Here is a 25,616-nt window from a genome sequence, read left to right on the forward strand (position 1 = left end):
CAGCGGGAGGAGAAGAATGTTTTATACAGAAAAGGAAATTATGTCACAGCATGAGGCCCTTAAAGATACATTTGCGTACTTCATGGAAGAAAAGCCCAGAATCGAGCAGTTTTTCTCAGAGAATCCGAAAAGAAAGTTTATCATTTTGGGCTGTGGTTCCAGCTATATGCTGGCGAAATCCGCCCAAAGGGCTTTATCCAGATATGAGGGGACGTCTGCGGCAGCAGTGGCAGGGGGCGATTTCCTCCTGAACAGCGACCTTTATGATGCGTCCGTGAGAGACAGTATTGTGATCACCTTGTCGCGTTCGGGAATGACAACAGAGATTGTGAAGGCAGTGGAGTTTATTAAGGAGAATTATAAGTGCCCGGTCATCAGTTTTTCCATGCTGCGGGAGAATGATCTGTCAAAGTTTAGTGATCTGGAACTGATCATGGACTGGTGTTACGATAAAAGTGTCTGCCAGACAAGAACAGTGACAAATTTATACGCTGCTGTTCTGATGCTGGCCGGATTTTACGGAAAGGACATGGACCTTGTCTATAATCTGAGGGTTACGATAGAAGAAAATGAGGCACTGAAAAAGAAATACAGGGCAGATCTGGCACGTATTGCGGAGAAAGGCTGGAAGAATGCGGCAGTGCTTGCTGACGGGGTGCCGTGTGGTATCGCACAGGAGGGGGCGCTGGCGTTTACGGAGATTGCCAGAATTCCCGGCCGGTATTCGAATGTTTTGGATTACAGGCACGGGCCGATGGTTCTGAATGATTCTGAAACATTGGATATTGTTTTGATAAAGCCTGGTAAAAATGAGATGCAGAAAAATCTGGCGGAAGACCTGAAGGCTAAGGGAGCGGTGATTGTGACGGTGTCCTGTGACCAAAGTAGTACTTATGGTTCTGACCTGCATATTTTTGCGGGGGAAAGTGTACGGTATGAGACATGGGGGATTGTGCTCATCAGTGTGATCCAGATACTGGCTTATGAAAAGGCGATTGTAAGAGGATGCAATCCGGACCTGCCGGAAGGGCTGGACCCGTATATAGTATTTTAAATCTACAGTTTAGAAAGACGCATATAAAAAGGAGCACTGATTCTGATCAGGCTCCTTTTCTCTGTTTCATACGCTTGATTACTTTTAAACGTGTAAATTCTTCACGCTCTTTTTCTTCCAGGGCATTTGTAATGCTATATACAAGCTGTGTATACATTGGAATCGTGATATTCTGCAGGGCATTGGCGCGCTTCTGCGTTTTCTTAATATTAGATGCCAGACGGTAGGCTGCGTTCTCCACCATCGAGAGCTTGACCGTTAAGTCCTTCACCTTACGAAACGCTTCCGAGGCGATATCGATAGACTCACGCGTCGTACTGAACGAGTAGGTTGGAGTCTTGGTACCCGGAGTATATTTGACATGGGGGATTTCTGTGCCCATGATACTGCGGGTCTGAATCGTGATGGAGTTTTCTATGGGCACCGTATAGGCGAGCTGTGATACCATATTGATACCGTGTTCAATATTAGCACGCTGAAGGCATTGATACGCATAAGTGAACGTGGTGTCGATCTCGTCCTGTATATCCCGGGCCTCGTCGATCAGATCCATCAATTCCCGGATCAGGATATTACGCTTTTTGTCCATCAGGTCATAACCCTGCTTTGCCAGCGCAAGCGAATTCTTGGCAAGCATCAGGTTTCCTTTGGTAGGGAAGGTACGCGGATCCATGCAACTCCTCCTTCTTACAATTAATTAGTCAGAATATTCTGAAAACGGAGTGCAAAGGGGTCAGACCCCTATGCAGTCCGGTAATACTTATCGAGTATCTTTGTGTCGACACGGTCGAGTTCTTCTTTAGGCAGAAGCCCTAAATGCTCCCAGCCGAGGTTGAGTGTCTCTTCCATGCTGCGGTTTTCGTTTGGTCCCTGGCCGATATAATGCTCCTCAAAAGCTTTACCGAATTCGAGATACTTTTTATCGATCGGTGACAATTCGTCTTCACCGATTACGGATGCCAGGTTTCTTGCATCACCTACTTTTGCATAGGCGGAGAAGAGCTGGTTTGCCAGGTCCTGATGGTCTTCTCTTGTGTATCCGGCTCCGATACCGTCCTTCATCAGACGGGAGAGTGACGGGAGAATGTTGATCGGCGGATAGATGGACTGTCCGTGAAGCTCTCTTTCCAGTACGATCTGGCCTTCTGTGATGTAACCGGTAAGGTCAGGGATCGGGTGTGTGATGTCGTCATTCGGCATGGTCAGAATCGGAAGCTGGGTTACGGAACCATTGATTCCCTGTACGATGCCGGCTCGTTCGTATATGGTGGCAAGCTCGCTGTAGAGGTATCCGGGGAAACCTTTACGGCTGGGGATCTCTCCTTTGGAGGAGGAGACCTCACGCATGGCTTCGGCGAAGGAAGTCATATCGGTCAGTATAACAAGGATATGCATGTTCTCTTCGAATGCGAGATATTCTGCTACGGTAAGAGCTACTTTCGGAGTGATCAGACGCTCTACAACCGGGTCATTTGCCAGATTCAGGAACATGGCAACGTGGTCCGCCACACCGCTTTCTTCAAAGGTCCGGCGGAAGAAGTCGGCCACATCATGCTTTACGCCCATTGCAGCGAATACGATGGCAAACTGTTCGTCGGAGTTCTCCCCCAAGGAAGCCTGCTTTACAATCTGCGCTGCCAGCTGGTCGTGGGGAAGTCCGTTTCCGGAAAAGATCGGAAGCTTCTGCCCGCGGATCAGTGTCGTCAGACCGTCTATTGCGGATATACCAGTGTGGATATAGTTTCGTGGATACTCTCTCATGACTGGGTTTAAAGGAAGTCCGTTCACATCACGTTTCAGTGTGGATGTGATCGGTCCAAGATCATCGATGGGCTGGCCGATTCCGTTAAACGTACGGCCCAGCATCTCAGGTGAGAGTGCAATCTCCATCGGGTGCCCGGTCAGGCGTGTGTGTGTATTCTTCAAAGACATGTTCTCAGAGCCTTCAAATACCTGAATGACTGCCCTGTCCTCGTAGATCTCTACGATACGTCCTATTTTGCGTTCAGTGCCGTCCACGACAAACTCTACGATTTCATCGAAAAAGGCATCCTGGACCCCTTCTAATGCGATCAGGGGGCCGTTAATACTGCTGAGTCCTAAATATTCTATTGACATACGGTAATCCCCTCCTTACGCGTTCTTTTCAAGCACACGCTGATAAAAGGCATCGATATCACGCCTGTACTGTGCGAACATTTCCAGCCTGTCATTGGGCACATCATATTTAATGGAAATGATCTTATCGAAAATGTTTTCTGACTTCAGTACTGACATCGGGTGCCCCATCGTGACGAGTGCACGTGATTGTTTATAAAGATACAAAATAATATCCATCATTAAAAACTGTTTTTCCATTGATACGCAGGTATCGTCCTTATGAAACGCATTCTGCTGCAGGAAACCGAGCCGGATGACACGGGAAATTTCGAGTACCAGTTTCTGGTCATCGGGAAGCACATCGCTTCCGATCAGTTTTACAATCTCCAGAAGACTGCTTTCCTGATTCAGAAGGGCCATCAGGCGGTTGCGGTAATCCACGAATTTCGGTGAAACATGGTCCTGATACCAGGGGGCAAGGTCACCGAGATACTCACTGTAGCTGGTCAGCCAGTGGATCGCCGGGAAATGTCTCGCGTACGCAAGGCTCTTGTCCAGACCCCAGAAACAGCGCACGAAACGTTTTGTATTTTGTGTGACAGGCTCGGAAAAGTCACCGCCCTGCGGGGAAACCGCACCGATGATGGTGACGGAGCCGTCAGTTCCGTTTAAGTTGTGCATCATGCCTGCTCTCTCGTAGAATGCGGAGAGGCGGGATGCCAGATATGCCGGGAAACCTTCCTCGGCAGGCATTTCCTCCAGACGCCCGGATAATTCACGCAGGGCTTCTGCCCACCGGGAGGTGGAGTCGGCCATGATGGCTACATCATAGCCCATGTCGCGGTAGTATTCTGCCAGTGTCAGACCAGTATAGATGCTGGCTTCACGGGCGGCCACAGGCATGTTGGATGTATTCGCGATCAGAGTAGTCCTGTCCATCAGAGGATTTCCTGTACGGGGGTCAGTCAGCTGTCCGAACTCTTCCAGAACCTGTGTCATCTCATTCCCACGCTCTCCACAGCCGATGTAGATGATGATATCTGCATCCGACCACTTGGCGATCTGGTGCTGTGTCATTGTCTTGCCGGTACCGAAGCCTCCGGGAACTGCGGCCGTACCACCTTTCGCGATTGGAAACATGGTATCGATGATTCTCTGCCCGGTAATCAGTGGTGTGGATGCCGGAAAACGGTGATGCGTCGGACGCGCCACGCGGATTGGCCAGTGCTGTGTCATGGTCAGTTTCTTTAAGGTGCCGTCGGAAAGTTCAAGAGTAACCAGAACTTCATCGATGTTGTATTCCCCGTCTTCTGCCATATCGACAACTCTTCCTTCCAAATCAGGGGGAACCATGCATTTATGTGTAATTGCATGTGTCTCGGGGACTTCCGCTATGATATCTCCGCCGTGGAGATAATCACCCTTTGAGACTACGATGTGTGTCTGCCATTTCTTTGTGCGGTCGAGGGAGTCTACACTGACACCGCGGGTGATAAATGCCCCGCCGGATTCTGCGATTTTCTCAAGCGGGCGTTCGATACCGTCGAAAATATTATTCAGGATTCCCGGAGCAAGGACAACCGATACTGCGTTGCCGGAGGCCACCACTTCCTCACCAGGGCGAAGCCCTGTTGTTTCTTCGTAAACCTGGATTGTAGTCAGGTCTTTGTCCAGAGCGATAACTTCGCCGACAAGCTTTTCTTTGCCGACATATACCATCTCGGACATACGAAAGCCCGTGTTGCCCTTCAGATAGATGACGGGACCGTTGATTCCGTAAATTGTTCCAGTATTAAGCAACGCCGTCACCTCCTAAAAAAATAAATTTATCATATTCGTTGCGCAGGGCTGTTTTAAATGAGTTATCAATCAAAATATTACGGTTCCGGATGACTGCACGGATACCACCTGTAAAATCTTCAGCACTGACTGTAAGCCTTGTGCCGGTTGCGTCCTCCAGATCGGAACGGCGTGTTTCGTCTGACGGGTTGATATAGATAACCATCGGGTCACCTGCGGCAAAAGAGATTGCTTTTTGGATACATTTGATCAGATAATCCTCATAAGCTTCTGTTTCCATAAATTTATTGACCAGATCATTCACTTCATCGAAGATCTTATCCTTTAACTCCAGCTGAACCTTTCCCTGACGGCGTTTTAACTCCAGCTGGGACCTGGCCATAGCCTGATTTAACTGCTGCTTGGCGCTGACTGTTTCGGCCTTGATACGGGTCTCAGACTGGCGGAGCGCCTCTTCTTTATGATCTTGTAATACTTTTTCCAACGCTTCACGGTAGGTGTCGATGATGGCGTTTCCTTCAGCCCTCGCCTCCTCCATGGAGGTTGTCTGTAAGTGTGCGATTTTTTCTTCCAGGGTCAAGAGGGGTACCTCCTTCATTTATTCTTTAAACTGTCAATTTTTGAAACTGATGCATCTGTGATCCGGATGGAATCCCTTTGGCTACAGCTTCAGTCCGATTGCTTCTGTGATATAGGATGTGATAAAGTCTTTCTTACGTCCGGTTCCGTGCCTGTCAGGAATCTCAACCAGAAGAGGCATCTTCCTCTCCAGACGGAATTCATCAATGATGTCCGGGAACTCGCGTCCCAGTTTTTCAGTCAGGAGGACGATGCCTACGGTTTTGTCCTGCAGGACATCCTGAAGGGCTGTGTGCAGCTCATCACGTTCATGGACGACAACTCCGTCCACGCCTGCAAGACGCATTCCTGTATAGGTATCAACATTATCACTGATCAGATACATTTTCATCTTACAGTTTACCTAAGATCATGAAGGAGATGATCAGTCCGTACAGACATACACCTTCCGCAAGACCTACGAAGATCAGGGACTTACCAAGTACGCTGGAATCTTCGCTGATAGCGCCAAGGGCAGCGCTTGCTGCACTTGCCACGGCAATACCTCCGCCGATACAGGATAAACCGGTAACCAGAGCGGCTGCGAGATAGCCAAGTCCTGTTGCTGTAGAAGCGGCAGCGGCTGCTGTGTCAGCTGCTTCTACTTTGCTGCCGAGCATCATGATGGATGCAAGGACAAAAGCACCGAAGAAAAAGAAGGCATTTACACCAATCGTTCTTTTATAACGTTTCTTGTTCTTTTCTCCGATTAAATAGTATCCGAATGGAATGATGATACTTAAGGTTAAAGCTGCGATAAGAATGATTTTTGTTGCTAAATTCATAGTTAAGGTCCTCCCTACTTTTTCTTAGATTTTTTCGATTTTTTTGTATATGGATCAAAAGCTCTTCCGCTTCCTTTATAAAAACGGCTGAACATCTCATAATATTCCAGACGAAGTACCTGGATACCTACGATCAGCCCTTCAAAACCGCATACAAACAAGTTCCCGAGTACAATGACCACCCAGTTCGGTGACCCGCTCTCCGCACCTGCCAGAATCAGGACAACTTCCATGATTGCTGCATGGCTGACTGCAAATGCGCCGATACGCACAAATGACAGCGTGTTGGAAAAATAGCTGAGCAGTGTTTCAAATAGTTCGAAGAAGCCCTGTACAAAGAACATACCTGCGCTTTCTTCCATCTGGTCAGCACGTTTCTGGATTTTTCTTGTGATAGGTTCCTTTAATAAAATTAACAAAAGCGGTATACCAAACATGACTGCCATGACAATTCCGCCCGGTGTCTTATGTCCTGTCATGAATAATACGATCGTTACAGCGACAGATGCATAAAAAACGAGTCCGGCAACGCCGTTTGCATCAAACCAGATATTCTCCATATCATGGCTCCTGACTGCGTTGACAATGTGAAGAACCATAGCCACGAGTATGACAGCCATACCAAATGCGACCGCCACGATAAATACGGTGTTCAGCTTACCGATAAACGGCAGTGTGGTCATATGGTCGATGGGCCTCAGCCAGAGTGGCTTTATAACGTCTTCGAATCCGAATATACTGCCGAACATGAAACCGAAAATTGTGGAAAATATACCGGCTGTGGAAATTATCCCCGCCAGCGGCGCCTTTTTAAAGTAGTAGATCAGGCCTCCCCCGATTAACAGAAGAAGTCCCTGCCCCACATCCCCGAACATGACTCCGAATATGAATGAGTAGGTCAGGCCTACAAACACAGTCGGGTCAAATTCATCATGGGAGGGCAGCCCGTACATCTGGACAAACATCTCGAAGGGCTTGAAGATCTTCGGGTTCTCCAGTTTGGTCGGCGGTTCACCGAAATAAGTATCATGGTCATCCTCGACAACAACGAAAACCTTGTCATCATCTTTGATCTCATGCAGAAACTTTTCAATATCATCTTCTGCCATCCAGCCGCAGAGGATGTAATAATCTTCCTTCTTATCCTCCATGCGTGCCGCCATCTTGCGGACATCAAAGTTATTCGCCAGCTCTTCCAGACGGTTTCTTGCAGCAATCAGCTGCGGTGCACGCCCGGAAAGCATTTCACCGGCCTGTTTGTCCAGTTCTTCGATTTCCTGGTTTGTGTTGTAAATGGCTTTTACAATCCTGCGGTATTCATCCGCGGGCGTATCCTGAAATTCCTCCGGGAGTTCTATTTTTTCAAAGTGCAGGGACCGGAACACGGCATCCACCTTCTGGGCCTCTCCGGGGGATACAAAGTAAGCACCGTATACATAGCTTTCATCACGCTCACCTTCCACGAAGATAGCGCCGAGATCGTCCATCAGATATTTGTCCATCTTATGATAAAATTCTATGGCGATTCTCCCGAAACGGTATGTGATGTATTTGTATTTCAAAATCTGGCTCAATTCACAGTCCAGAGGCCTGAAAGGCGCTATAATCTGCTGTTTCTTACGAAGATCATCGATCTTGCGTTTTAGTTTATCCTTCTTGTCCTGAAGTTCCATGTAGTCATGGTTGGCTGTTCTTACAACTTCGAACATATCGTCCAGCCCAAGGGAAACGTCCGGTTCGACTTCGTCTGCATTCTGCAGGTATCCTACGAACTGGATTGCTTTATTGAGTGCATCCCGGTATGGGTTGATTTCAACAAATGGCCTTAGATTGTCTACGGTCTTCAGCTCGGATAATGCAGATTCCAGCTGGATTTCATATCGCGACAGGTACAGGTCCGTAACACGGTCTATGTCACCTCTGGGGCCGGAGATGTTGATGAATTTCATTTTAACTATCATTGAGTTCTACCTCCAACGTATGCCAGCGTCTCACCTGGTGTAAGGCCGTAACGGATACACTCTATGGCGGTCGTCAGCTTTTTAAGCTCTTCTTCTTTCAGGAATAAATACGTATTAATCGTGGCGATGGAGTAAGGATTGCGCCTCCTGTCCACGGTGTAGAGATGATAAAGGCATTCCGCATACATCTGTTCAATCGTCAGGTTCTGGCCAAAATCGTAGTGGCGGGAATAGGATGTCTTGCGCATGGCGCTGTAAAATTCTTCCTTATTAGAAGACTCAACCATTTCCTTGACCAGATCCGTGGAAATCTTGTAATGGATCGGAACCAGAAGGGAATAAATGTCAGCAGGTGCCATATCGTAATATCTCTTTGCGCGGTAGATCCATTGAAGATTCAGCATGTCGATCTTGGCGCCGCAATCACGGGTGAAAATCTCCAGCTCTTTCTTTTTTAGAACCTTTTTTCTCTCTTTCCATACGGTAGAAAAATAATATAAGTCAAGTGTCAGGTCATAATCAAACAATGTGATTGACTGGGTGTCCCGCAGCTTTTTAAGCGGTTCATAATATTCCGTGCCCTTCAGATTCTCGACCAGTTCATCCGTCGTCCGGGAAGTGATCAGCTTCTCAATGGATATCTGGGAATAACGGTCAAAGAATGGTTTCTTGTAATTCAAGTCGAACGGCTCGGCGTAGTGGTTGATAACGATACGAAAACAGTAGTTGATCAGGTCTACTTCGTAACGCTTTAAATATAATTGCAGGAACTTGCGCTGTTCCAGACTGCAGAAGCGGTATATCTTGGTGTAGTCCTGATAAAGTGACTGGATCAGGATTTTCTCAATGTCACCGCGGTGGAGCCTGGCCTCGTCAATCTCATCCAGAACATCTGTGTAAGAAGAATTCTCCATCAAGTAGGAGACAACTTCCGGCACGTTGTGGAGATTTGCAATCTCTTCAAACTGCTCCGGCTTCAAAAGCCTTGCTTCCATAGCCCGGACTTTCGTCACAATCCCGCTGTAAACAAGTAGATTCCCCATAGGCTATACCTCTGTTATCCGTTTTAAAATATTTTGTGCGTATTGTGTGTGCTTTTCCTCATACTCTCTTAGCAATGCCTCGATGGAGTCACTGTTAGCCCCTGTCTGGCTGTCTAAAAGTCTGGTAGTGCTGCTTTCCAGCTCATCCCGTATCTTTCCGATGCGTTCTTGAGTCTTTGCCTCCAGATCCTCGTCGAACCTGCGCCGCGCGGCATCATATTCCTTGTCCAGAACAGATTTCTGCGCTTCGGCATGGCTCACGATAGCGGCGGCGGCAGATTCTATTTCCGATAATTTCCTTACAATAGAGTCCATGTTAAGCCTCCTGTTAATCATTGATAGTAGTTGTATTTATAATACACCTTTTCAAAAAAAAAGCAAGTTACGAACCGTTTAGAGACGTAATATTTCTCAGGTATACTACGTCCCAAATTAAGTTAGATGGTGTCCCAAATTGAATTAAGTGGTGTCCCAAAATGTATTTTGCCCTGTACCTTATGTTATGGTATTATAATTTGTAGAAAAATATTTCAAGTTTTACACAATAAGAGGATTGATTTTTAGCTGTTCTGTATTATACTTACCATAAATGGAAATAAAAAACGTTATTTATGGGAAGTAAGTGAAAAAGGAGTATATAGATTATGAGATTGAGAAATATACCGCGTGCGGAAGGCACGCTTCAGGCACATCCGGCAGTAATCAAACGTCCGGAGGCGCAGAAAGGCTGTTGGAGGCAGGTTTTTGGCAATAAAAATCCGATACATATAGAAATTGGAATGGGAAAAGGCCGTTTCCTGCTGAATATGGCAGTAAAATATCCTGAGATTAATTTTATTGGGATTGAGAGATATTCCAGTGTATTACTCCGGGCTGTGGAAAAGTTTGATACCGAGGAGTTTAATATGCTGAAAAATGTACGGCTTGTCTGCATGGATGCAAAGGATGTCGAAGAAGTTTTTGCACAAAACGAAGTGGAAAAAATATATCTGAATTTTTCTGATCCCTGGCCTAAAGCAAGGCATGCGAAAAGACGCCTGACTTCAACAGAATTTTTGACAAGGTATGAGAAGATTCTTGCAAAGGGTGGAAAAATCGAGTTTAAGACGGATAATACAGAATTATTTAAATTTTCGATGGAACAGGTAAGGGAAGCAGGGTGGATTCTTGAGAATTATACATATGACCTGCACCATCATGAAATAATGAATGCGGGAAATGTAATGACAGAATACGAAGAGAAATTCTCAGCAAAGGGAAATCCGATTAATAAACTGGTAGCAGTGAGAAAATAAGAGCACAAACAGGCAGAAACATTACAATTAGGTACACCACAAAAGTTAATTAGGGACGTAGTAAACCTTTAAAATATTACGTCCCCATTCACAGTTTTTTCATATTTTGCATATTATATCCATGAGGAGATATAGCCTTACACGGGCAGTTGGAGGTATGTATGAGAGGCAGAGGCTGGAAGGATTTTGTTTGTCATAAGATGTACTGCAGGCCGGACCTGAACCGCAAGCTGATGTGTCTGAAGCGTTCGCTTGACGAGGTGTGTGAGATACTGAACAGCGGGAGCTGCCGTGGTAAATAGAATATAGAGAAACGTAGGTGTTTGCTATGAAAATCAAAGTAACTGCGAAAAATTACCCACAGGAGGTACTTCGGTCAGGGATGCCTGTGTTAGTTGAATTCTTTGCTGTTTGGTGCGGGAAATGTGCAATGATGGCTGATATTGTGGATGAACTTGCATCTGAATATGCAGGCAGGGTCAAGGTGTGTCAGATTGATATTGAGGAATGTGAAATCCTGGCATCGGAATTTGATGTTGAGGTGGTGCCGACCTTTGTTCTTTTTAAAGGTGGCAGGCCGGTTTCAGCGGCCAGTGGGGTGCTGAATAAGGAAGTTCTGATAGATATGATCGAGTCATGATATGGAGCGGCGGTATGCTTTCCGGGACAGGAGGTATACCGCCGGTTTCTATTTATAGGGAGTGGACATATCTATGTACAGAGTAATTTCCTGATTTAGCCTGCATTTCTTTAGTCCTTTTAAAGAAATATTTTGTATTCTGCCGTCAGTTATTAGTTTTTCGAGTTCCCGTGAGGAGAGTCCAAGCTTTTCCCGAAGGATCTGGGATACTTTCACGGGAAGAGAATACTGGCTTGTGATCTGAAGTTCAACGGTTGTGCCGGAATCGGGATGGGGGCCAAGGATTTGATAATCGGGAAGTACGATTTCTGCGCCGTTAGTCTGGAGAAGCCAGGTGGAGAAAGCATATTGAAGGGCAAGGCTTCCATCGTTGCTGTAAAATTGTTCCAGCAGGCGGTTGTCGATGCTTTCGGGTTTGATTCTGGAATAGAGGGGCAGGTTCCAGGTTGTCCGGCAGTTTTTACATTTATAGATCAGCCAGATGTCCAGATATTTACCCTGGGCATTAACCCGGAACCTGCCTGAGCTCGCATGCTCCGTTTTTTTCTGGCATTTTTTGCAGTATTTAAGTGCCAGAGGAGGGGTGCTGTACTGCACCTCCCATACTATTTTTTGCATTTCTTTCGAGTCCTTTCCTGTTAATTTAGAACAAGAAAGTAATAACAGGCGGATTTTTTTCGGATTTTCTCATGATCTGGTCTCCTTTCTTATGATTGCAGATTTTCCTTCTGTAAAAAGTGTAGCATGACAGGCAGATAAAACCTACCTAATAGATTTTTTATACTTTATTTTGCGGCGGGGGCATAAGAAAGGAGACCAAACGTATGCCGGTTATGGCGTGGGTTTAGTCTCCTTATATCATTTCTTTTTCTTTTCCTGACCGATGATCCGCTGGATGCTCTTGAATGACAGAAAGTATTTTTCGGCAAGGCGGTCCATGCGTTCTCCTTTTAAGTAGTCGGCATAGATTTGTTCATTCCTGAGTCTGAGTTCCTGGCGGGTTGAAGTTCCTTCACCCCAGGACTTTTTATTTGCCGCAGCTTTGGGGATGTAGATCAGCTCGCCGTCTATATATTCCTGTATCTTTTCCAGTAAATCACGGGGCAGGATATGGTTTGCTTTCTGATAGCTCATGTTGCTCTCCTAGTTCGTTCTTAATGAAACATAGCGTTTAATTAAGTTGAAATTGTTTCAGGATCAGCAAGGGCTATTTTTGTAAATCTGAACATTCATACCCTGGCTAAAGCGTCAGTGCTTCTGCCCGCTCAGGGTATCTGTGATAAAAATTCATTTCACCGCAATAGCCTCTGCTATGCAGTCATAAAGATAGGATTAAGCATAAGTCTCAAAGGTCCTCCTTATTTTTTTGCGTGACGGAGAATCAGTAATTCCCCTGACTTGATGAAAGTATATCATGACTCCGTCAGTTATGCACCTTAAATTCTTTTTATAAACAAAGTTAAGGCTTCAAAATAAAGTGAAGCATCGATGGTGCTCCTGCAGTTTAAAGTTATTCCTGCATGGAGTGCCCTTCATAAACCTGGTCGAGTACCTCAAGATATTCCGCCCCGAATATGCGGACATATTCTTTTACAGCGCCTTTCACCGCCTTTCTGCCGGCATCGCCAAGCTCTTTTTCCAGCATTTTACTGATGGTATATAAAATATGTGCGGTATGATATGTAAAGTCCTTCATACAGGAAGTGCCAAGCTCTGTCTTTTTCTTTGCCAGCAGCTGGTTTTCCTCCTCTGTCAGCGGCTGCCCCCAGTCAAATTCACATCGTTCACCGCCCCAGCTTAATGGTGTGGATAATTGTGTGCATATGAAGTCACTTCGAAACCCTTGATAGACGGCGTTATCCACATTCAGGCAGTAATATTTCCCGTATTCGGACAGACCGTGTTTCTTCCAGGCGTCACACCACGCACATCTTGAGACATAGGTTCTCAGGGTGGGGGTTATACATAATTGTCCGGCGTCCATCTGTCCTTCATAATCAGGATGCCACTCCCCGTAAGCCTGGCTGGTCATTGTGGTCAGGTCGTCCCCGTGTTTTAAGGCATTTTGCGCCATACGTGTGCCACGTTCGTTTCCATATTTTGTCATGCCTTTGAGAATCGCATTTTTTCCCTTTTCGCCGTTTTCTGTAATGGCGTATTTGGCTAAAAGGCCGAAAAGGGTGGCGTGATGTTCGATTTTACAAGCTGGTTGTGTTGATGACATGGCAGATTCCTCCTTTAAACTGGTGTTAGATAATATTCTTATGAAGTCAGTATATCAATTTATCATGAAAAAGGGTAGCATTCTGAAAATTTAACTTTAACATTAGATAATCGTAAATAGATAAAATATTGCGCTTCCTTTTTAAGTTTCAGTTGCTTATTTTAAAATTGCAGATAGAATAAAACTATAGTGTATTTGATAGTTATTTTATCCGATGGGAGAAGTTAATATGAGAAAACACCGCCGCCCCTTAAAACTGAAGACAATTCTGATTATTTTATCTGCAAGTATTATTATCTGTACGCTGGGTATCAGCGGGATTATTTCTTTCCAGATGTTTGAGAGACTGATGGTACAGAAAATTTCTAATTCCAGAGTGGATGTACTGACCCAGATTTCTGAGAAGGTTTCGGCAATTAAATCTAACGCAGAGATGTTATCGAACCTGTATTTTTATAATGAAAATCTGACAGATCTCTACCACGAGGGAAGCTATACCAGGGAGGAGCAGGAAAAGATACTGGAGAATTTCAAAAATATAGAAAGTTTATCAGGAATGACCCAGGCTGCGACAGGGCTTGATTTTTACTATTCTTTTCTCATGGAAAACGGGTATACCTACAGTACGGGTCCGGCGAAAAATGCACAGTCACTGGCAGATTACAGGAATAAGCTGTGGTTTCTCGATGTGCTGGAAGAGAAAGAAAAATGGATTTCTACATATGAGGACAGTCAGGGGAAGAGTATCGTTTCGATTGCACGGACGATGACGGATGAAAACGGGGATTTTATCGGATTGTTCCTTTTTAATATATACGAGAAGAATTTCAGCCAGGTGTTTGAGTCACTGTCTGATAAAAACGATATCTACATTGTGGACAATATTGGGAATATCGTATCGCACAGGAATAAAGAACTGATAGGAATTCGTTTTTACGATATGGATGTCATGAATGAGATGTTCCGGGAGCAGAATTATAATATCATCGAGAAAAGTCAGAAGAAATATCTGTTTTCCATCTATAAAAATCAGGAGCTGAACTGGATTCTGGTGGAGGAGATTCCGCTCGAACTACTTCTGGGAGACGTGAAATCCATACAGAGGAGGATGGTGATGATTGGGCTGATCATTTTCTCGGTCAGTATGCTGGTCTGCTTCTACATTTCCCACAGGACAACAAGGCCGCTCGGGGAGTTGGTGCATGAACTGGAGAAGGTGGGGAAATCTGAAAAAAATGACCAGAAATTCGAGGCCGCGGGGTGGCATGAGATTAACACGATCTGCGAAGAATGTAATTATATGAACCAGAGGATCAGGAGTCTTGTGACCGCGATTAAAGATTCGGAGAAAAAGAAGCGGGCCGCGGAGATGGGATTTATGCAGTCACAGATGAGTCCGCATTTCCTCTATAATACTCTGTTTTCCATCCGCTGTCTTGTGGATATGGGTAATAAACAGGGGGCGATCGGGATCATTGATGCTTTCACTTCGATTTTGAAATATATTTTGTCATATAAGAGTGAATTTGTGGATGTGTCGCAGGAGATCAAGTTTTTGGAGGATTATTCAATCCTGCAGAAATACCGGTACGGAGATCAGTTTTCACTCGAAATTATATGTCCGCAGGAACTGTATCAGAAAAAGGTACTCAGAATGATTCTGGAACCTCTTGTCGAGAATTCGCTTTTCCACGGTCTGGATGATGAGGTGGATGCGATCCACGTAGCGGTCAGTTTTCAGGTGTGCGATGGCGATATGCTGATTACGGTAACGGATGACGGCGTAGGATTTACGGATGAGAATTACATGGAACTGAGCAGGAAAATCCGTTCTAAGGAGCAGTCGAACATGATCGGGATGAATAATATCCGGGAGCGGATTAAGATGAACTTCGGAAAAAAATACGGCTTAAGCATTGATACAAATTATGAAGATGGCGCCCGGATTATCGTTAAGATTCCGGTGCTGGAATAGGTCAGGGGTGTAAGGACCGGTTTTACATAAGCATGGAGGGTAAAAGGATGAGAATATTGATTGTGGATGATGAACTTCCAATCCGTGAATGGCTGAAGATGTCCATATCAGCACTGGAAGGAAATACAAATGAGGTATGTACTGCGCCAAATGGCAAGGATGCGTGGGAGATGTTTTCAAAGGAGCCGTTCGACATGGTTGTAACGGACATTAAAATGCCAAAAATGGGAGGGCTTGAGCTTCTGCAGAAGATCAAGGATTCATGCGGGGAGACATATGTCGTGATGCTGACTTCATATAGTGAGTTTGAATATGCCAGAGAGGCGATTAAATATCAGGCGAATGAGTATGTGTTAAAAAATGAGATTACGGCAGAAGTGCTCGGGCAGATCATGGAAAATTATCACGAAAGTAAAAAGAGCCGCAAAGAGGTGGAAAAACCCCGGTACATCAAGGACCTGCTTACGAACCCTCATCTGACAGAAACATTTCCGGTGAAAAAGAAAGAGGGAGAGCACATCTTTGCGGCTGCTTTTGCAGAGAAGGAATCGGACAAGGCGGTATTTGAAAGCTTTCTGAATGCATTTGTGCTGAGAATCGAGCCTTGTTTTTATGAGAAAGATATTTCGGTCTGGGTATGCAGCTATAAAAACAGCTATTCTACGGGGGCATGTTTTGGTGAGGCGATGGCATTCTGTAAGAATCTGGCGCTTCTGAAAGAAACGGGGGTCGGGTTTTCCGGTTTTACAGAAGAAATCCCGGAGGCATGCCAGCGTGCGAGGATGGCACTGAACCTCGGATTCTATGAGAACCGCCAGGGTGTATTTTTGTACAAGGAAGAGGATCAGGAGGCCAGTCTTCAGAAAATAAAGGGCATTCGGAAAAATGTAATATCGATGATCCGTAAAGACCGCCAGGAGGAGGCAAAGGGATATATTGCAGACCTGTACAAAGAGCTTACGAAGGCACAGGTCCTGGATCTGGATCAGGTGCGGGGATGCTTCACAGATATGGTGGATGCATACAAAGTGTCGAAGATGGAGTTCGCCGGCCGCGGGCTGGAGGAACTATGCAGAAAGACCAGGGATGGAATTGAAGGCGCCGGGAGTCTGGAGCAGCTCAGGAAAGAAATGGATACCTTCCTGCGGGAGCTGAAAGGCACAATGGTAGTCGGTGAGAAAGCATACTCCGAATACGTGAAGTCAGCGATCGCTTATACGGTGGACAATTACGCTTCCATCGAATCACTGGCAGAAGTCGCCGATTACGTGAATATCAATGCAGACTATTTCTGCAGGCTGTTCAAGGCTGAAACAGGGTCTACCTATAATAGTTATCTGACAAACTGCCGGATTCAAAAGGCCGTCGAACTACTCACCAACACCGATCTGAAGGTATATGAAGTAGCTGAGAAGGTCGGGTATTCCAACCTGTCCTACTTTTCGAGAGTATTCAAAAAGGTGATGGGTGTGAATCCGTTCTTTTACCAAAAGAAGCGGTAAAGGGGTCAGACCCTTTTGCCGTCCATATTCAGAATATTCAGAAAACGGAGCGCAAAAGGGTCTGACCCCTTTGCAGAATCCCGACAAAAAGTCGTTTTTGTGTTAATAACCAAGAAGCATTTCTTTTAAGAAGTCAGAAAAGTGCAAGATGCTTACAGTTCTGTGTGTTGGATTTTTCAGCAGATCCGGTAAGATATTATTAGATACAGGGAGATAGAGATGAAGAGAAAAGTACTGTTATTGGGTTCTGTCATTTTAGCGATCGGAATTTTTGCATGTGGCAGGAATGTGACGGATGATGTGGACAGGCAGGGCCAGCCGGCGGATAAAGGAGAGCTGGCTGAGCTTCGGGTTGCGGTACAGCAGTATTACATTAGTTCACCTGTCGGCTATATTATGGAGCATGGTCTGGACGAGGAATTTGGTTTGAAGCTGGTTCCGGTGGAATATCCGTCGGGTGCGGAGCAGATCGTGGATATTGAAAAGGATAAGTATGATGTTGCTACGACGGGCGCGGCGTTTCTGTACCCTCTGGTGGAGAACAAGGGTGTTGTGATCGGGGAACATATCCGGTCCACGGGCGGGGATGCGGTCTATGCCAGAAGCAGCAGCCGGATTCTGGACGTGAAAGGATTTAACCCGACTTATCCGCAGGTATACGGGGACCTCGATACGGTGAAGGGATGCCGGATTCTGATGAAGAGCAACACGACCCAGCAGTATCTCGGGATGAAATGGCTGGAATCGATCGGAGTCAAGAAGGGTTCCGTAAAACTTGCTTACGGGGACTTTCAGGATACCTATAACAGGTTTCTGGATGGTGAGGGCGATGCGGTTGTGCTCAGCGCACCTTATTCTTATATGGCTCTGAAGGAAGGGTTTAAGAAGGTGGCCGACACCGAGTCACTGCATACGGAAATATATGAGGTAATTCTGGCGACTAAAAAGGCGCATGAGGAAAAACGAGAATCTCTGGTACGTTTTATGAAATGTCTTTTATATGCAAATGAGATACTGGAAGCTGACTCCAGAGAGAAGACCGCCTCCGGTGAAAGCTGGTATCTGAAACAGGGACAGTCGGTTTCTAAGGATATTCTGGAGATGGAATGTAAGGACAAGATTTTAGTGACAAGGAAAAATTACGACATAGAGAAGTTTGGCGATTTTGAAATAAAATATGCGGAGTATATGGCGGCGATCGGAAATATACCGCCTCTCGGACTTCCAAATGTAGATAAAAATGTAGACTGGGAGCTGTTCCGGGAGGCATTTGAGACGCAGAACAGAGGGAATTAAACAAGAATTGTCTTGTTTAAAATAAAAGGAATAAAGGAGAAAGGTTATGAAGAAAAGAGTATTGGCGGGATTTTTGGCAATGACTTTAGCACTCTCATGCCTGGTTGGCTGCCAGTCGGGAGGAAAAACGGAAGAAAAACAGGGGAAAACAGAGGCTTCGGATGCGAAAGAGGATACGGATTCCGGAGAACTCCCGGTGATCCGGGTGGCGGTTATGCCGTTTTATATTTCTTCACAGATCGGCTACATCATCGATAACAAGCTGGATGAGGCAAACGGATTTAAGATTGAACCTGTCATGTTCCCGACAGGGGCGCCAATGAACGAAGCGATTGCATCCGATTCCTATGATGTGGCAACAATCGGTGGAGCGTTTGTATTTGGAGTTGCCAATTTTGACGCTCATGTTATCGCGAGCCATATCAACGGGACCGGCGGCAATGAAATCTGGGCCTACAAGGATTCTGCACTCGCAGGTGTGAAGGGGACTAACCCGGACTACCCGGATGTACTCGGATCACCGGATACAGTCAAAGGAGTGAAGATCGTACAGACAACCGGAACGACCGGACAGCTCGCCGTGACAAAATGGCTGGAGGCCATCGGCGTGCCGGAGACAGACGTACAGATGGTACATATGGAATTTGCACAGTGCTATCAGGCTTTCAAGGGCGGACAGGCCGATGTGGCGGCGCTCACCTCACCTTATTGTTTCCAGACAGACGATACGATGGTAAAAGTGGCGGACCTCGACCAGTTAGGGCTGCAGCTTTATGAGGAAATCACTTTAACAGACAAGGCATATAACAATGAAGAGATTAAGGCTGTTATCCCGGCATTTTTAAAGACACTCTATGAAGTAAACGACGAACTGGAGGCAAACCCGGACAAGAAGTTCGAGGCTGTTAAGAAATGGTACAACGACAACGGCGGGTCTGCTACAGATGAAGATATCCAGGCAGAATGCGACTTAAAGCCGTTTGTGACAACAGAAGATGCAAAAGCATTAAAACTGGGCGATTATGAGGTAGCTTACGCCGAATTCATGGTATCTCAGGATAAACTCGACGGCGATAAAGTAGAAACTGTAAAAAATAACACGACTTCAGAATTTCTTGATGAAGCTTTGAAATAAAGAGACAGGATGCCGGGCATGTGAATGGTCATTTACCCGGCATCCTCCTGTAACAGACATAAAAGAAATGAAAGGCTGGATAAAATGAAGAAGAACAAAAAATATATGGTCATTTCTGCAATTTCCATGATATGCTTTTTTGTCCTGTGGGAGCTGGTGACAGACGTATTCCATTTATTCCCGGTGTACTCCATGCCGAGTCCCATCAAGACATTTCAGGCATTTTTTATCAAACTGGTAAACCCGTCCCCGGACGGCTCTGTCTTACTGGTCCATGTTGCGGCAAGCCTGCAGGTGGCCCTGACCGGCTATGTGCTCGGTGCAATCGTGGGAATCCCGCTTGGAATTCTAATGGCCTGGTATAAGCCCGTGGATCTGTTTGTAAAACCTATTTTCGACCTTATAAGGCCGATCCCCCCGATTGGCTGGGTTCCGATTATGATCCTCCTGCTGGGCATTGACCTGAAATCGAAAGCAATGGTTATCTTCGTATCCGCGGTTATTCCCTGCATTATCAATTCCTATTCAGGCATTAAGCAGACGAGTGAAGTACATATCAATGTGGGAAAAACCTTTGGGCTGACAAAATTTGAAATCCTCCGGAAGATAGCTATCCCGACGGCACTGCCCATGATCTTTACGGGCCTGCGGGTTTCTCTCGGGGTTGCATGGATGACGCTGGTAGCTGCCGAACTCGTGGCGGCTACGAAAGGACTTGGATACATGCTCCAGATTGCAAGGACGATCGGCCGCCCGGACATCATTGTGATGGGGATGCTTGTCATTGCCGGAGTCGGTGCAATTCTGACAGGAACGTTGGAATTTCTGGAAAAGAAATTCGTGAGGAGGTAGAAGATGAAGACAAAGGAAAAAAGCCTTGCCGTGGGTATTGGGGCGGCGGCGATTTTAAGCGTGTTTTTAATATGGTACTTTGCGGCCTCCTATACAAAGGTGTCGCTGTTCTTTCCGACTCCCCAGAAAGTCTTTTCCAGATTCGCCGAGTCACTGTCAGTCCCGATTGGGAAGTATACGCTCCAGATGCATGTACTGTATAGTCTGAAGCGCGTATTCGTGGGATTCGGACTATCCTCTGTAACAGGAATTATTCTGGGGGTTGCAATGGGATACTCCAAAACAGTCAATGCAATTGTCAGGCCCATTTTCAATATTATCCGCCCGATCCCGGGACTAGCGTGGATACCGCTGGCAATCCTCTGGTTTGGAATCGGCGAGACGACAAAATATTTTATCATCTTTATGGGTGGTTTTGCTAATATTGTGCTGAACTCTTATGACGGCACAAACAAGGTCGATCAGACACTGGTCGGGGCGGCAGAACTTCTGGGCGCGAATAAGTTCCAGATTTTTGTGAACATCATCCTCCCGAGCGCCACACCATACATATTCGCAGGGCTGCAGGTTTCCCTGTCCACATCCTGGATGGCAGTTCTGGCGGCGGAGATGATCAGCTCCTATGAGGGGGCAGGATGGATTATCAATATGGGAATGAACACAGGGGATACCGTTTTGATTCTGGTCGGCATGATTTCCATAGCAATCATCGGGTTCGCACTGGCTAATATTATGAGAGTTTTAGAAAGGAGATTATGTTCATGGACGGTAAGGGGAAAGTAACAGTCAGATGTAAGGATCTCTGTAAAACTTTTTATGCAAAAAATAGAAAACAGGATGAAGTGAATGAGGTTATCCGGAATCTGAACCTTGAAGTAAAGGAAAACGAGTTTCTGGTCCTGTTCGGACCGGGACAGTGCGGGAAGACAACCATCCTGAACCTGCTGGCGGGCCTTGTAGATGCAACCGGAGGGGAGATAGAGGTGAATGGGAAAAAGGTGGACGGGCCGAGCTGTGACCGCGGGATGGTCTATCAGACAACTGCACTGTTCCCGTGGATGAGCGTTATGAAGAATGTATCTTTCGGACCAAGGATGCAGGGGGTTAAGAAGGAAGAGTGGAAAAAAAGAGCCCAGTACTATATTGACTTAGTCGGCCTGACCGGGTTCGAGGACAGCTATCCGGTCAAGCTCTCAGGCGGCATGCAGCAGCGGGTGGGGATTGCCCGTGCCTACTGCAACAACCCGGATGTGATATTCATGGACGAGCCGTTCGGCCATCTGGATGCACAGACCAGGTATCTGATGGAGGAAGAGATTGAGAAAATCTGCTCCAAAGAAAAACGTACAGTCGTATTTGTGACGAACAATGTGGAAGAGGCAATTTATCTGGCGGACAGGATCGTTGTGCTCACAGAAATGCCTGCTTCGGTTAAGAAAGAATACATCATCGGCCTGCCGAGGCCGAGAGACTATACAAGCGAGGCATTTCTGGCACTGCGCGAAGAGATTACACAGTGCGTGGAGGGGAATGTGGCCGAAGAGGAGGTGCAGGGTTAAAATGGATGAGAAAAGGGTGAAAGTGGAAGTAAAGGAACTGACCAAGGCATTCGGCGACCTGCTGGTACTGGACAACATTTCCTTTGATGTATACGACGGAGAATTCTTGTGTATCGTAGGGCCTACCGGGTGCGGAAAAACAACGTTTCTGAACTCCCTGACAAAGGTTTATGACATCAATAAGGGCAGTATTCAGGTAGACGGCGAGGATATCCATCCGAAGAAACATAATCTGGCATATATTTTTCAGGAGTATTCTACAATGGAGTGGCTCAACATTCAGGAAAATGTGGAATTCGGGCTGAAAGCCAAGAAGTTCCCGCCGGATAAGCTAAAGGAACGCTCTGATTATGTAATCCGGATGGTAGGGCTTGACAAATACCGGAATTATTATCCCAGCCAGCTGTCGGCGAGTATGCTCCAGAGGGTGGTTATCGCGAGAGCATTTGCAATAGAGCCGGATTTACTCCTGATGGATGAGCCATATGGGCAGCTTGATCTGACACTAAAGTATAAATTGGAGGATGAATTGCTGAAAATGTGGAAGGAAATCAGAACAACGGTCCTGTTCATCACACATAATATAGAGGAAGCTGTTTATCTGTCTGACAGGATTATCGTCCTGACAAATAAACCAACTCATATCAAAACGGAAATCATTAACGATCTCCCCCGTCCGAGAAAGGTATCTGATCCGGAATTTGTAGCACTTCGTAATCAAGTAACGGACCTGATAAAATGGTGGTAGCATGGAAAAGTATAATTTAATTATCATAACCCCGGACCAGATGCGCGCCGATTATCTGGGATGCTACGGGCACAGTACAATAGGCACAAAACATATCGATGCCCTGGCACAGAACGGCGTCCGGTTTAAAAATATGTACTGTGCGGCTCCGCTTTGCGGACCGAGCAGATGCAGTTTCGCGACAAGCACGTATTTTTCAGAGCATAATCACAGAAATTACTGGTCCACGATCTCCCCGTCCGTGCCGAATATCGTCACATCACTGAAACAGGCCGGGTACAGAACAGGGATGTTTGGGAAAAACCATTTATTCACATACTCGGAACTGCCAAAGCTCTGGGACAGTCTGGACGAAGTCTGTCTGGGCAATTACGATGGACATCCCAAATATGAACATTCTTATTCCTCTTTTACTCTGGAAAAAGACCATCCTTTCAACATTACCCACAAACTGACGACAGAAGCAATTCAGTTTGTGGAAAACTCCGGGGAGGAACCGTACTTTCTGTGGATAAATTATCAGGACCCCCACCCGGCGTTCTGCTGTCCGGGTCCATATGATACCATGTTCGATCCTTCAGAAATCGATGTGCCGGAGAGCTTCTATGCTTATGACAGTAAAAGCCAGCCGGTAAAAAATGAGGTGTTCCGTGTGCACTCGGAGATGGATCAGTGCACGGAAGATGACCTGAAAAAGGCAATCGCACATTATATGGGACAGATCAGGTATGTGGATGACAATGTGGGAAGACTTTGCGATGCACTAAAAGAAAACGGTCAGGATAAAAAGACAGTGATTCTGTTTTTTTCCGATCATGGAGAACTGCTGGGAGACTACAGGATGACCCACAAAAATCCGACATTCTATGAATGTCTTTCCCATATTCCGGCCATCCTTGTCCATCCGGACGGACGATGGAAAAATACCGTGTTCAGTGGGCTGACTGAGGAAGTAGATATGGTTCCTACCCTGCTTGAAATACTGGGCGTACAGATTCCCCCGACAATGGTGGGCAGATCCTGGGTACAGGCTCTGGACGCAGGCGATGATACCGGCAGGGACACCATTCTCTGCGAGGCAGGAGGCGGATGCCCGACCTGTCAGGAACCAATCGAGGGCTTCACCATAACGGCGCCCCATGCCCCAACCTCGTTCGGACCGGGTGCGATGATCAGGAGGGGAAACCTGAAACTTTCTGTTTATGCAGATGACCTGGGTGAACTGTACGATCTTGAGAAAGATCCGCACGAACTCCATAATCTTTACCATGACGATTCTTACCGGGCCGTCAGGGATGAAATGACACTGCTTTTGCTGAAACGCGTCATGAGCGTAAAAGTCAGAGACATCCATAAACTGGACTGGGACTATCCGCAGTATCCATATGATGTCAGGTTCGAACCACTCGAATCATTCGGGGCCGTGCTGGAAGACATCCGGGCAAGCGGTGATTATTCCTGATAGATAATATTGAAATGCTGGTGTGCGGACATCACTTCGGAAGAAGGAAGAGAGACATATAAAAGTACATAATCCGGGATGTTTCCTGTCGCCGGATAGCGGACCAAGTGATATTATATAAAAAAATTTAGAAAAAAATAAAAAAATGTTAAAAAAGGGGTTGCATTTTTATTTTTTATCATATATAATATCACTTGCGTCACAGTTAAAGGATGCAGACAAAAATTAAGAAATATGCGCGATTAGCTCAGTTGGTAGAGCACCTGACTCTTAATCAGGGTGTCCAGGGTTCGAACCCCTGATCGCGCACTTGAAGCACTGTTTTCGCGGAGTCCAGAGCCGCGGGGATGGTGTTTTTTTCGCATATAAAAAGTATCGCACGGGGGGAATAAAGACAGGATTCTTTATTCCCCCCGTATTTTTTTGTCGTATTTTTTATGAGTTTTCAGAGTCATCAGCTACCAGTAAGATGATTTTCCTGCTTTCTGCTTCTGCTATAATACGCGGGGAGACCTGGCTGTCTGTTATAATGGCGTTTGCCTCGGCCGGAGAGCAGATGTAGGAAAAATAAGTGTGGGAAAATTTGGTGCTGTCAGCCAGGATGTATGTTTGTTTGGAAACGCTCATCATGGCTCTTTTTATTTGGGTTTCGTAGATGTCCGGGGTGGTTATCCCTATGTTAAAGTCTATTCCGTTTACTCCTATGAAGGCTTTGTCCACACAAAAAGCTTTGAAGTCTTTTTCGGCTCTTTCGCTTCTGGCAGCCCAGCTGTTGGCGGGGACCTGTCCGCCTACTGTGTAGAGGTCTATGTACGTCAGGCCCATGAGTTCATAAGAAATCAATATGGAATTGGTGACAACTGTCAGTTTTTTGCCTCCGTCTTTGCGGATTTGTTTCGCAAGGTAATAACCGGTTGTGGAGCCGTCGATGGAGATTGCGTCGCTGTCTTCTAAGAGAGAATACGCATATTTTGCTATTTGCTTTTTCTGGTCGATGTTTTCGGTCAGCAGTTTGCTGACCTGTGGTTCAAAGACGGTGTTGCTCTTCTTTACAGCGCCGCCGTATATACGTTTGAGCAGGCCTTCGTCTTCCAGCTGCTTAAGATCTCTTCTGATTGTTACATCTGATGTGTTTAGCAGACTGCTTAAGTTGTCGACTCTCACTATCCCTTTCTTATTAAGTTCTTCCAAGATAAAATTTTTTCGTTCCTGAATCATGATTCTGTTCTCCATGTTCTTATAATTTATGTATGAATTATAGCATGTTTTTTTAAAAGTGAACAGTAAAAGTAAGTAAATAGCTATGAAGTGATTAATAATGTACAAAAACAAAAGCATAATTTCTGTAATTAGTCACAAAAATAAATAAACGAACACTAAAATGATTGACATCGTAAGTTTATAGTGCTAGTTTTAAGGTATAAAGATAATAAATAATAAAAAAACAAACAAAAATCATACATAAACAAAACTGATTGAACAAGAACAATCAGTTTAAATAATCATTTCAAATTACCAAAGGAGGTAAAAGATTGAAAATGAAAAGTAGAGGTTATCCATTACCTTA

The 25,616-nt window shown here is 45.7% G+C and carries 26 protein-coding genes and 1 tRNA gene; 14 read left to right on the plus strand and 13 right to left on the minus strand.

Translation table 11 applies throughout. The features are described from left to right. Nucleotides 1–16: 16 nt before the first annotated feature. The gene (locus tag DWX43_RS21910; protein WP_118621868.1) at nt 17–1,054 is read left to right on the plus strand and encodes an SIS domain-containing protein; all 1,038 of its coding nucleotides are present in this window, start codon (nt 17–19) and stop codon (nt 1,052–1,054) included. Between the two features lie 46 nt (nt 1,055–1,100). Here DWX43_RS21910 and DWX43_RS21915 read toward each other — a convergent pair whose 3' ends face one another. The 9 genes from DWX43_RS21915 to DWX43_RS21955 all read right to left on the minus strand — a co-directional run bounded on the left by DWX43_RS21915 (nt 1,101) and on the right by DWX43_RS21955 (nt 9,676). Next, complete coding sequence (locus tag DWX43_RS21915; RefSeq protein WP_109732832.1) at nt 1,101–1,727, minus strand: V-type ATP synthase subunit D; 627 nt, start codon at nt 1,725–1,727, stop codon at nt 1,101–1,103. A 68-nt stretch (nt 1,728–1,795) separates the two neighbouring features. After that, a complete protein-coding gene (locus tag DWX43_RS21920; protein ID WP_118621869.1) occupies nt 1,796–3,172 on the minus strand; it encodes a V-type ATP synthase subunit B in 1,377 nt (458 codons plus the stop codon). Nucleotides 3,173–3,187: 15 nt separating this feature from the next. Then, entirely contained in the window at nt 3,188–4,954 is a 1,767-nt protein-coding gene (locus DWX43_RS21925) for a V-type ATP synthase subunit A (protein ID WP_118621870.1), read from the minus strand. Then, the gene (locus tag DWX43_RS21930; RefSeq protein ID WP_242996190.1) at nt 4,947–5,534 is read right to left on the minus strand and encodes a V-type ATP synthase subunit E; all 588 of its coding nucleotides are present in this window, start codon (nt 5,532–5,534) and stop codon (nt 4,947–4,949) included. The genes DWX43_RS21925 and DWX43_RS21930 overlap by 8 nt, the downstream gene beginning before the upstream one ends. A gap of 81 nt (nt 5,535–5,615) precedes the next feature. Further along, nucleotides 5,616–5,924: a V-type ATP synthase subunit F gene (locus tag DWX43_RS21935; protein WP_109732835.1), complete on the minus strand. Its 309-nt coding sequence runs from the start codon at nt 5,922–5,924 to the stop codon at nt 5,616–5,618. Between the two features lies 1 nt (nt 5,925). Continuing rightward, nucleotides 5,926–6,357, minus strand: a complete 432-nt coding sequence (locus DWX43_RS21940; RefSeq protein WP_118621871.1) for an ATP synthase subunit C — start codon at nt 6,355–6,357, stop codon at nt 5,926–5,928. Between the two features lie 14 nt (nt 6,358–6,371). Beyond that, nucleotides 6,372–8,318, minus strand: a complete 1,947-nt coding sequence (locus DWX43_RS21945) for a V-type ATPase 116kDa subunit family protein (RefSeq protein ID WP_118621872.1) — start codon at nt 8,316–8,318, stop codon at nt 6,372–6,374. Next, nucleotides 8,315–9,361: a V-type ATPase subunit gene (locus DWX43_RS21950; RefSeq protein WP_118621873.1), complete on the minus strand. Its 1,047-nt coding sequence runs from the start codon at nt 9,359–9,361 to the stop codon at nt 8,315–8,317. The genes DWX43_RS21945 and DWX43_RS21950 overlap by 4 nt, the downstream gene beginning before the upstream one ends. Nucleotides 9,362–9,364: 3 nt before the next feature. Further along, a complete protein-coding gene (locus DWX43_RS21955) occupies nt 9,365–9,676 on the minus strand; it encodes a hypothetical protein (protein WP_109732839.1) in 312 nt (103 codons plus the stop codon). Between the two features lie 329 nt (nt 9,677–10,005). Between DWX43_RS21955 and trmB the strand changes: the two genes are divergently transcribed. The 3 genes from trmB (at nt 10,006) to DWX43_RS21965 (ending at nt 11,296) form a co-directional block, all read left to right on the plus strand. Further along, nucleotides 10,006–10,656, plus strand: a complete 651-nt coding sequence (trmB, locus tag DWX43_RS21960; RefSeq protein ID WP_109732840.1) for a tRNA (guanosine(46)-N7)-methyltransferase TrmB — start codon at nt 10,006–10,008, stop codon at nt 10,654–10,656. 161 nt (nt 10,657–10,817) lie between these two features. Further along, nucleotides 10,818–10,958, plus strand: coding sequence for a hypothetical protein (locus tag DWX43_RS27095; RefSeq protein WP_181368798.1), 141 nt, complete (start codon nt 10,818–10,820; stop codon nt 10,956–10,958). 26 nt (nt 10,959–10,984) lie between these two features. After that, nucleotides 10,985–11,296 (plus strand): thioredoxin domain-containing protein, encoded by a 312-nt coding sequence (locus DWX43_RS21965; protein WP_109732841.1) that lies wholly within the window; start codon nt 10,985–10,987, stop codon nt 11,294–11,296. 48 nt (nt 11,297–11,344) lie between these two features. On the opposite strand, the gene DWX43_RS21970 is transcribed toward DWX43_RS21965, so the two are convergent. The 3 genes from DWX43_RS21970 to DWX43_RS21980 all read right to left on the minus strand — a co-directional run bounded on the left by DWX43_RS21970 (nt 11,345) and on the right by DWX43_RS21980 (nt 13,520). Further along, a complete protein-coding gene (locus tag DWX43_RS21970) occupies nt 11,345–11,914 on the minus strand; it encodes a DUF1062 domain-containing protein (RefSeq protein ID WP_118621874.1) in 570 nt (189 codons plus the stop codon). A gap of 240 nt (nt 11,915–12,154) precedes the next feature. Then, the gene (locus DWX43_RS21975) at nt 12,155–12,430 is read right to left on the minus strand and encodes a CD3324 family protein (protein ID WP_118621875.1); all 276 of its coding nucleotides are present in this window, start codon (nt 12,428–12,430) and stop codon (nt 12,155–12,157) included. Between the two features lie 376 nt (nt 12,431–12,806). Continuing rightward, nucleotides 12,807–13,520 (minus strand): L-2-amino-thiazoline-4-carboxylic acid hydrolase, encoded by a 714-nt coding sequence (locus DWX43_RS21980; protein WP_118621876.1) that lies wholly within the window; start codon nt 13,518–13,520, stop codon nt 12,807–12,809. A gap of 229 nt (nt 13,521–13,749) precedes the next feature. Here DWX43_RS21980 and DWX43_RS21985 point away from each other — a divergent pair, with 229 nt between their 5' ends. The 10 genes from DWX43_RS21985 (at nt 13,750) to DWX43_RS22030 (ending at nt 24,358) form a co-directional block, all read left to right on the plus strand. Beyond that, complete coding sequence (locus DWX43_RS21985; RefSeq protein ID WP_182440790.1) at nt 13,750–15,495, plus strand: sensor histidine kinase; 1,746 nt, start codon at nt 13,750–13,752, stop codon at nt 15,493–15,495. A gap of 47 nt (nt 15,496–15,542) precedes the next feature. Continuing rightward, nucleotides 15,543–16,997 carry a response regulator gene (locus DWX43_RS21990; protein WP_182440791.1) on the plus strand — a complete coding sequence of 485 codons (1,455 nt, stop codon included), beginning with the start codon at nt 15,543–15,545 and terminating at the stop codon, nt 16,995–16,997. Between the two features lie 219 nt (nt 16,998–17,216). Continuing rightward, nucleotides 17,217–18,293, plus strand: coding sequence for an ABC transporter substrate-binding protein (locus DWX43_RS21995; protein WP_118621879.1), 1,077 nt, complete (start codon nt 17,217–17,219; stop codon nt 18,291–18,293). Between the two features lie 46 nt (nt 18,294–18,339). Beyond that, nucleotides 18,340–19,428 (plus strand): ABC transporter substrate-binding protein, encoded by a 1,089-nt coding sequence (locus DWX43_RS22000; protein WP_118621880.1) that lies wholly within the window; start codon nt 18,340–18,342, stop codon nt 19,426–19,428. An 84-nt stretch (nt 19,429–19,512) separates the two neighbouring features. Beyond that, nucleotides 19,513–20,280 carry an ABC transporter permease gene (locus tag DWX43_RS22005; RefSeq protein ID WP_109732902.1) on the plus strand — a complete coding sequence of 256 codons (768 nt, stop codon included), beginning with the start codon at nt 19,513–19,515 and terminating at the stop codon, nt 20,278–20,280. A 3-nt stretch (nt 20,281–20,283) separates the two neighbouring features. After that, nucleotides 20,284–21,063 (plus strand): ABC transporter permease, encoded by a 780-nt coding sequence (locus tag DWX43_RS22010; RefSeq protein ID WP_109732849.1) that lies wholly within the window; start codon nt 20,284–20,286, stop codon nt 21,061–21,063. Continuing rightward, a complete protein-coding gene (locus DWX43_RS22015) occupies nt 21,036–21,839 on the plus strand; it encodes an ABC transporter ATP-binding protein (RefSeq protein WP_109732850.1) in 804 nt (267 codons plus the stop codon). The genes DWX43_RS22010 and DWX43_RS22015 overlap by 28 nt, the downstream gene beginning before the upstream one ends. A 1-nt stretch (nt 21,840) precedes the next feature. After that, nucleotides 21,841–22,587, plus strand: coding sequence for an ABC transporter ATP-binding protein (locus DWX43_RS22020; RefSeq protein WP_109732851.1), 747 nt, complete (start codon nt 21,841–21,843; stop codon nt 22,585–22,587). Nucleotide 22,588: 1 nt separating this feature from the next. After that, nucleotides 22,589–24,049, plus strand: a complete 1,461-nt coding sequence (locus DWX43_RS22025; RefSeq protein WP_118621881.1) for a sulfatase-like hydrolase/transferase — start codon at nt 22,589–22,591, stop codon at nt 24,047–24,049. 236 nt (nt 24,050–24,285) lie between these two features. Continuing rightward, nucleotides 24,286–24,358 (plus strand) — tRNA-Lys (locus DWX43_RS22030). 126 nt (nt 24,359–24,484) lie between these two features. On the opposite strand, the gene DWX43_RS22035 is transcribed toward DWX43_RS22030, so the two are convergent. After that, nucleotides 24,485–25,267 carry a DeoR/GlpR family DNA-binding transcription regulator gene (locus DWX43_RS22035; RefSeq protein WP_182440792.1) on the minus strand — a complete coding sequence of 261 codons (783 nt, stop codon included), beginning with the start codon at nt 25,265–25,267 and terminating at the stop codon, nt 24,485–24,487. Nucleotides 25,268–25,616 lie beyond the last annotated feature (349 nt).

It is taken from the genome of Clostridium sp. AF19-22AC (genome assembly GCF_003479085.1).
Lineage (GTDB): Bacteria > Bacillota > Clostridia > Lachnospirales > Lachnospiraceae > Faecalicatena_A > Faecalicatena_A orotica.